This is a genomic window from Nocardioides sp. NPDC057772 (genome assembly GCF_042798075.1).
In the GTDB taxonomy this organism is placed as follows: domain Bacteria; phylum Actinomycetota; class Actinomycetes; order Propionibacteriales; family Nocardioidaceae; genus Nocardioides.
Genome location: NZ_JBHVKN010000026.1, coordinates 34,723 through 41,264, shown reverse-complemented (window position 1 = coordinate 41,264; position 6,542 = coordinate 34,723). Strand labels below are relative to the sequence as shown.

The 6,542-nt window shown below is 71.0% G+C and carries 5 protein-coding genes; 2 read left to right on the top strand and 3 right to left on the bottom strand.

Features of this window, described 5'->3' with window-relative positions; genetic code table 11:
* Positions 1 to 30: 30 nt before the first annotated feature.
* On the bottom strand, positions 31 to 897 hold the full coding sequence (locus ACFVJS_RS07345) for a ribokinase (protein WP_378878270.1): 867 nt from the start codon (positions 895 to 897) through the stop codon (positions 31 to 33).
* Positions 897 to 3,254 (bottom strand): phosphoribosyltransferase domain-containing protein, encoded by a 2,358-nt coding sequence (locus tag ACFVJS_RS07340; protein WP_378878269.1) that lies wholly within the window; start codon positions 3,252 to 3,254, stop codon positions 897 to 899. The genes ACFVJS_RS07345 and ACFVJS_RS07340 overlap by 1 nt, the downstream gene beginning before the upstream one ends.
* Positions 3,255 to 3,399: 145 nt before the next feature.
* Between ACFVJS_RS07340 and ACFVJS_RS07335 the strand changes: the two genes are divergently transcribed.
* Positions 3,400 to 4,896: a cellulase family glycosylhydrolase gene (locus tag ACFVJS_RS07335; RefSeq protein WP_378878268.1), complete on the top strand. Its 1,497-nt coding sequence runs from the start codon at positions 3,400 to 3,402 to the stop codon at positions 4,894 to 4,896.
* A gap of 56 nt (positions 4,897 to 4,952) precedes the next feature.
* The gene (locus ACFVJS_RS07330) at positions 4,953 to 5,528 is read left to right on the top strand and encodes a TerD family protein (RefSeq protein ID WP_378878267.1); all 576 of its coding nucleotides are present in this window, start codon (positions 4,953 to 4,955) and stop codon (positions 5,526 to 5,528) included.
* Between the two features lie 13 nt (positions 5,529 to 5,541).
* Here ACFVJS_RS07330 and ACFVJS_RS07325 read toward each other — a convergent pair whose 3' ends face one another.
* Positions 5,542 to 6,351: a cobalt transporter gene (locus ACFVJS_RS07325; RefSeq protein WP_378878266.1), complete on the bottom strand. Its 810-nt coding sequence runs from the start codon at positions 6,349 to 6,351 to the stop codon at positions 5,542 to 5,544.
* Positions 6,352 to 6,542: the final 191 nt, after the last annotated feature.

Below are 6,542 nucleotides of genomic sequence, written 5' to 3'. Positions count from 1 at the left end.
GTTCCACGAAGGAGGCGAGCCTGCACCGAGTTACCTCGGTGAACATCCGCCGGCCGCCGCGTAGACCCCCAGCCGGTCGAGCGGCGGCTGCGCACTGGGGTGGGCGACGGCGGCCGCACCTACCGCACAAGCCGTACGCAGCGCCTGCTCGTCTGGCGCACCCGAGAGGATCGCGAGGGTGAGCGCCGCCGAGAAGGCGTCGCCGGCACCGACGGTGCTGACCACCTCGGACACGGGCGCAGCGGGCACGCGCGTCGCCTCGACACCGCCGACGAACATGGCCGCGCCCGAGGCTCCGTAGGTCACCGCGACCCGTTTGGCCTCCCGCAGCTCGGGTATCGCGGCGTACTCGGTCTCGTTGACGATGAACAGGTCGACTCGCTCGACGAGGTCCGCGGGCAGCGGCTGCGCCGGGGCCGCGTTGACCACGACGACCCCGGTGGCCCGCGCGGCCACGGCCCGGACCACGTCCAGGGACAGCTCGAGCTGCATCAGCACGGCTTCGTCGGGACCGACGGCGACTCCACCGGCGTCGACCAGCGCGTTGGCACCGCCGCACACCACGATCTGGTTCTCCCCCGCCGCGTCGACCGCGATCAGCGCGGTGCCGGTCGGCGCGTCGACCGTGCGTACGCCCCCGACGTCGACGCCGGCTGCCCGGATCGTCTCGATCGCCCAGGTGCCGTCCGCGTCGGAGCCGACGGCACCGACCATCCGCACCCGCGCCCCGAGCCTGCTCGCCGCGACCGCCTGGTTGGCACCCTTGCCGCCGACGTCGCGGCGCAGCTGCCCGCCGCCGACCGTCTCACCGGCTTCGGGCAACCGCTCGACGACGGCCGTCAGGTCGACGTTGATGCTCCCGACGACGAGCAGCTCCTGGGGCGGGCGCACCGGCATCAGGAACGCAGCAGGCCGATGCAGGAGTAGGGAAGGCCGGAGACCCGCTCCAGCGGCACCTCGCGCGCCTCGGCGAGCCGCTTGACCTGCCCCAGGTCGGCGTCGCGCGCCGGGTCGACCAGGACCTTCGCGGGCTCGCCGTGCAGAAGCAGGCGTACGGTCTCGTCGATGCCGGCGACGACGAGGCTGACGTCGCCGTCCCCGAACCTCTCGGCGGCGTCCTCGACCGCGTCCCAACCCGCCCAGGTGGGCGTGTGGTCGCCACCGAGGTGAGCCTCGAGGTCGAGCATCACCTTGGTGCGTACGATCGGGAACCGGGCCGCGACCGTGTCGATGAACTTCTTGGACATGTCGGACGGGGCCAGACCGGCGTGGAACACCGCGCCGTGGAAGTCGTTGGGTCCGACCCGGTCGTCGTCGAGGACCGTGCTGGACACGAGACCCGAGGCGGTCGGGCCCAGGCACGCCGAGGGAATCAGGAAGTCCTCCCGGGTGCCGTAGATCGCCACGCTCCGGCCCGGATCGGCGAGCGCCGCCATCTCCGGGGAGAACGGCGAGGAGAGATGGGCGTCGAGCGTGGAGTTGGCCTTCTCGACGGCCGCCGCCAGCTCGCGGGTGACCGCGCCGGTGCCGGTCCAGCCGTCCACGAACATCACCCGGGCGGGGTCGTGATGAGCCGCCAGATAGGCGAGCGCGGTCTGATCGATGCCACGCCCGTGGATCAGCGAGATCGCGTAGTGGGGCAGGTCGAGCCCGTGCACCCGCTGCGCCCAGCGCCGCATCAGCACCCCGATCGGGGTGCCGGTGGGCGCCAGCGAGACCAGCACCGCGTCCTGCCCGCGTCGGGCCAGCACCTGCTCGGTGACCAGGCCGACGGCGTACGCCACCCGCTGGGCCGACGCGCTCAGCGCCTCGTCGAAGAGCTCGAGGTGCGCCTCGTCGTTGTCCTCGGTCGTCTCGGCGTCCTCCGAGGAGAGGTCGGTGAGCAGCCAGGAGACGTCGTCTCGCTCGTAGGAGCCGAACGCCGGGCCGTGGAGCGGCGCCGGCAACTGCCGGGCCGGCTGGTCGTGGCGCGGCTCCGGGGTGAACGCCGGGATGGTCACGACCACGACCCGCGGCGCCATCCGGGAGAGCTGGTCGACCAGACCGCCCTCCTGGTGCAGCGCGGGGGTGTCGGCGGGCTCGTCGACCACGAGCACGATCGCCTCGAACGCTCCGGCACGCAGGTTGTAGGCGAAGCGCGGACCGTCACCGTCGGCGGGATCGTCGTGGGACGGGAAGGTGATCGCGGTGCGGACGGCGTAGCCCGGGTCGTCGACGTCGAGCACCGGCGACCGTGTGGTCGTCGAGAAGGTGATCTCGTGACGCCGGCCCTCGGCGGCGCGCCGGTCGGCGAGCGCAGAGGCGATCCGCAGGGGTGCGTACATCAGCTCCTCGGTGCCCAGGACGTGCACCGGGCCGTCCGGGATCCGGCCGGCGACCGCGGCGGCGGTGACGGTGACGGCGGACTCGTAGGAGCCGGCGACGCTGGTCGTGAAGCCGTGGCGGCCTCCTTCTGGGACCGCCCGCGGCCAGGTCGCGACGACCTGGACGACCTCACCACGCGGGCGCTGGACCGACTCGACGCCGGCCAGCTGACGGAGGCTCTCGACGGTGTCGATGAGCCGGTTGCCGTTGTCGGCCAGGTCTTCGGGCAGGTCGATCTCACCGCTCGCGAGGGAGACCACGTCCAACGTGGCACGCAGCCGCTTGACCGAGCGCTCCATCCGGCCGCGATCGGCCTCGGAGCGCAGGTCGACGAGCGTGGCCACGACGTAGTGCTTGTGCGGGAACTTCTTGTGCAGCGCCCGGATCGTGCTGACGACGGTCTTCCCGGTGATGACCTCGTCGTCGACCAGGACCAGCGTCTCGGCACGGGCGAGGAAGGCGGGGTCGGCAGGGAGCAGCCGGTGGGAGGTCGCGTGCGAGTGCTCCTCGAAGAAGTCGGCGACGGACTCCAGGCCTTCGACGACTCGCCGGGTCGAGTGCAGGTAGGGCGCACCGAGCCCGTCGGCGACGAGGTGGCCGAGCGCGGTCGCGGTCTCGGCATAGCCGAGCACCACCGCGTCGCCCGTGACCGCGGCGCGCGCCTTGGCCGCCAGGCGCAGCCCGGCGTCGGTCACCAGACGCGGATCGGTCGGCACGTGCTTGCCGAGGACGGAGGAGACGAGGAGCTGCGCCCGGCGCGGGTTGCGTCGCACCGCCAGGCCGACCAGATCGGTGATCATCATCCCGCTCGGCGCGTCGGTCGTCCGAAGACGCACGCCCAGACGTTCGGCCACCCAGTTGCCCGACCAGCCGCTCGCTTCGTCTCTCACAGGTGACATTCTCCCCCAATGCTCCTCACCTGACTCAACCGCACGGGGGTCTCCATGTCCACCGTTGGTCTCGTCCGGGCCACCCCGACGTCCAGAATGAGAACGTGTTCTTGTCGGTGACGGTGTGAAGCACTAGGTTCCGGTCATGTCACGTCGCTCCGGAAGCTTCGGAATCGTTGCCGCCGCGGCGGCCGTACTCGCGTTCGGGACCTCGTTGCTGAGCCCGGCCGGACCAGCCACCGCCGACCCAGCCACCGACCCAGCCGCCGAAACCGCAGAAGAGACGCCTCGGCTGTCCCGTGAGGGCCGCTGGCTGGTCGACCAGCACGGTCGGATCGTGCTCGTGCACGGACAGAACCTGGTCTGGAAGCACGATCCGTACGTCCCACCCGACTCCCCCGAGGGCTTCACCGCCGCGGACGCGGAGTGGCTGGCCGAGCACGGGTTCAACGGCGCCCGGATCGGCACCCTGTGGGCGGGCGTGACCCCCGACGCTCCCGGGAGGGTCGACGAGGGCTACCTCGACGACTGGCAGCGGGTGATCGACCTGCTGGCCGACCAGGGCATCTGGATGCAGTACGACTTCCACCAGGACATGTGGCACGAGACGTACGGCGGCGAGGGGGTGCCGGACTGGGCCGCGAAGCGACCGGCCCCCTACCACCTGCACCCGCCGATCAAGCTCTCGTTCCCGGCGACCTACATCACCCCCGAGCTGGCCACGGTCTACGACAACTTCTGGGCCAACAAGGACGGCGTCCAGGACGGCTGGGCCGCGGCGTGGGGCGCGGTCGCCGAGCGGTGGGGCGACCAGCCCTACTCGATGGGCTACGACCTCATCAACGAGCCGTGGGCGGGCCGGGAGTGGCTCACCTGCCCGATCACCGGGTGCAAGAGCTCCTACCGCGACGAGTTCCAGCCGGCGTACGAGCGGGCGACGGCGGCGATCCGGGCGTCCGATCCCGACGGGATCGTCTGGTACGAGTCGCAGCTGCTCGCCAACCAGGTCCCCAACTCCGGCTTCGGACCGGCGAACGACGACCAGGTCGGCTACTCCTGGCACAGCTACTGCCCCTTCGGCTACCTCGACTCCCAGGGCATCCCCCTCGGCGTCAGCGGGTGCAAGGACTACGACGAGACCCACAACGCCAAGGCCCTGGAGCAGGCCGAGACGATGGGCGCGACCAACCTGATGTCGGAGTTCGGCGCGACCGACAACACCGAGCTGCTGGCCATCGACACCGCCTCGGCGGACGACCACTTCACCTCGTGGATGCACTGGGCCTACAAGCACTGGGACGACCCGACCACCGCCGACGGGCGTCAGGGTATGTTCGCCGACGACGCCGATCTGTCGACGGTGAAGCAGGAGAAGCTGCGTACGCTCGTCCGCACCTACCCGCAGGCCACGGCCGGCACCCCGGTCGACCTCTCCTTCGACCCCGGGACCGGCGCGTTCAGCTACACCTATGAGCCGGACGCCGACATCGAGGAGCCGACCGAGATCTTCGTCAGCCCGCTCCACTATCCCTCCGGGGCCGACATCACCGTCGAAGGCGGCCGGGTCGTCGGCGAGGCCGAGCACCACCGGATCCTGGTCGAGGCGAACGGAACACAGCCCGTGACCGTCACGATTGACTAGGCTGGTCTCGTCCCGCCCGCTCCGGCCAGTGTCGGCCCAGCCATCGGAGGATCAGTTTGTCCGTCTCGCTCGCTCGGGGACAGTCGGTCTCGCTCACCACGGGTGACGGCAGCAGCATGACGCACGTACGGATCGCGCTCGGCTGGGACGCGGTCAGGAAGGGCCTCTTCGGCGGGTTCCGCGGCGCCGACGTCGACATGGACGCCTCCGCGATCCTCTACGACGCGACCGGCTCCCACGTCGACCAGGCCTGGTTCCGGCAGCTGAAGTCCCGCAACGGCGCCGTCGTCCACACCGGCGACAACCGTACGGGTGCCGGCGAGGGCGACGACGAGTCGATCATCGTCCACCTCGACCGGGTGCCTCCCGAGGTCGCCCAGATCGTGTTCACGATCAACTCCTTCACCGGGCAGAGCTTCGCCCAGATCCAGAACGCCTTCTGCCGGCTCGTCGACGAGAACACCCACACCGAGGTCGCCCGGTTCGACGTCAGCCAGACCGGCCCGCACACCGCCGAGATCATGGCCAAGCTCAGCCGCTACGACGGCGGCTGGACGATGACCGCGCTGGGCGAGATCGGCAACGGGCGTACGTTCCAGGACCTGCTGCCCTCGATCGCCCCGACGCTCTGACCCTGGACCCGGTTCAGCCGAGCGAGCCGACCCCGACGACGGTGAGGCCGGCACCGAGGACCGTGACGCCGAGCGCGGCGAGGATCGGGGTGACCTTCGCCGCGACCTGCAGGTACGCCTGGGACTCGGCGACGCGGATGACGAGGGTGTTGCCGGCCAGCGCCAGCAGGCCGACGCCGAACAGGATCGTCGCCATACCCATGCCGAAGGTCATCACCAGGAGCAGCGCGAACGCCGAGCGGCCGGCGAACAGGCCGGTCACCAGGACCAGGAAAGCACCCGGCGACGGGGTCAGGCCACCGGAGATGCCGAGCAGGACGATGCCGGGGCGGCGGACGCCGTCTCGGTGACCGTGGCCGTGCTGGCCGGAGTGACCATGGGAGTGCCCGTGTGAGTGCGCGTGTGAGTGCCCGTGGCCGGTGCCCGAGCGGGCCGCCCGCCAGTGCCGACGCAGCAGCCAGAGCCCGGTGCCGACGACCAGCACCCCGGCGACGATCTGCAGCCCGGCGGTGAGGTTCTCCAGACGTACGAGATCGGAGAGCGAGAAGAACGCCCAGGCCACCGCGATGACCAGCACCGAGAAGGTGTGCATCACCGCGACCGAGCCGCCGAGCCAGGCCGCGTCGCGCACCCTGCCCTCGGCCCCGATCAGGTAGGCAGCCGCGAGGGTCTTGCCGTGCCCGGGCGCGATCGCGTGGGCGGCGCCGGCCGCGAAGGCGAGCACGAAGGCTGCCGCGGCGATGCCGGGCTCGTCGAGATAGCCCTGCACCCGCTCGACCAGGGCCGCCGCACCGAGCCAGTCGCCCGTGAAGAAGTCGTTCATGTCAGGTGCAAACGATGGCACAGGGATCCGTCGGCGGATACGGCTGTGGCAACCGTTTACCAAGTCGACGGCCGGGCGTCGACAGCGGCACTCGGCCGCGTTCATCCGATCTCAGGATGCTCTCAGACTGGCCGGGCACAGGTGTCCGGCTGTTCGGCACCTCGGGCGATGCCGCACCCCACCTGCCAAAC